Source organism: Terribium retamae (assembly GCF_022347545.1).
Taxonomy (GTDB): Bacteria; Pseudomonadota; Alphaproteobacteria; order Rhizobiales; family Rhizobiaceae; genus Mesorhizobium; species Mesorhizobium retamae.
Map to the genome: position 1 here is coordinate 1 of NZ_JAKREW010000119.1, position 1,051 is coordinate 1,051.

At 30.5% G+C, this 1,051-nt stretch carries 2 protein-coding genes; both read left to right on the forward strand.

All coding sequences use genetic code 11. The features are described 5' to 3' along the window. The first annotated feature begins 235 nt into the window (after positions 1-235). Positions 236-328, forward strand: a complete 93-nt coding sequence (locus tag L4923_RS30805) for a type I toxin-antitoxin system Fst family toxin (RefSeq protein ID WP_001791613.1) — start codon at positions 236-238, stop codon at positions 326-328. Between the two features lie 211 nt (positions 329-539). Beyond that, positions 540-1,051: DUF4062 domain-containing protein (locus L4923_RS30810; protein ID WP_239370884.1), on the forward strand; the 512-nt coding region annotated here is incomplete at its 3' end.

Consider the following 1,051-nt stretch of genomic DNA (forward strand, 5'->3'; position numbering starts at 1 on the left):
GGCATATTATTTTATTAAAGACGATGAAATAAGAGAGTTTTTCTCTAAAAATCAGGAGGGTTTTTGAAACGAGTGAAACGAGTTTCTTCTTGTCTTGATACTATAAAAAACAAAGTTATATAACATAAGACGACTTATCGGAAGTTATCTATCATCGTATATTCGGAGATGATATAATATACAGGTCGCCTATCTCTCAGGCGTCAATTCAGACGCAGAGAGGAGGTGCATTACTTTGCTAATCATTTTCGTTCACATCATAGCACCAGTCATCAGTGGCTGTGCTGTTGCGTATTATACTTATTGGCTTAGTAAACGCAACAAATAATTAATAGGCGACTTTATAAGCCAGCATCGAAAAAATCCCCACACTATTGCAGTAGTGTGGGGATTGGTGCATTAATTGTTAATCATTTTCGTTATCTAGATTATAACACTGGTTAGTAGAGGAATGCAAAAAGATAATATTTTAAGTAGTCTTTTTGGATATTATCATATGATATATTTATGTAAATTGATTTTTTATTAAAGGAGCATATATGAGTAATACTAAAATTAAATATCAAATTTTTATTTCATCAACTTATTTAGATTTAATAGAAGAGCGTCAAGCAGTAGTAGAAGCAGTTTTAAACAGTAATAATATTCCAGCAGGTATGGAACTTTTTAACTCAAGTAGTAAAAGCCAATGGGAAATAATAACACAATGGATCAATGAATCAGATGCAGTGATATTATTGTTAGGTTCTAGTTATGGAACAATTGATAGTGAAGAAAATATTAGCTATACAGAAATGGAGTACAATTTTGCTAAATCTTTAGGTAAACCTATATATGTTTTTGAGATGAATAAAGCATCTACCGAATCCGCGGAAAAGTCTAAAAAATTAGATGAGTTTAAGACAAAAGTTAAAGAAAATAGACTAATTAGTCCAAATATTAATGATATTTCGGAATTAAAAAGTAAAGTATCTCAGACTTTAATGCAAAGTGTACCTAGTGAAATTAAAGAAAATAGTGGATGGATAAGAGTACAGGATTGTGGTAAAAA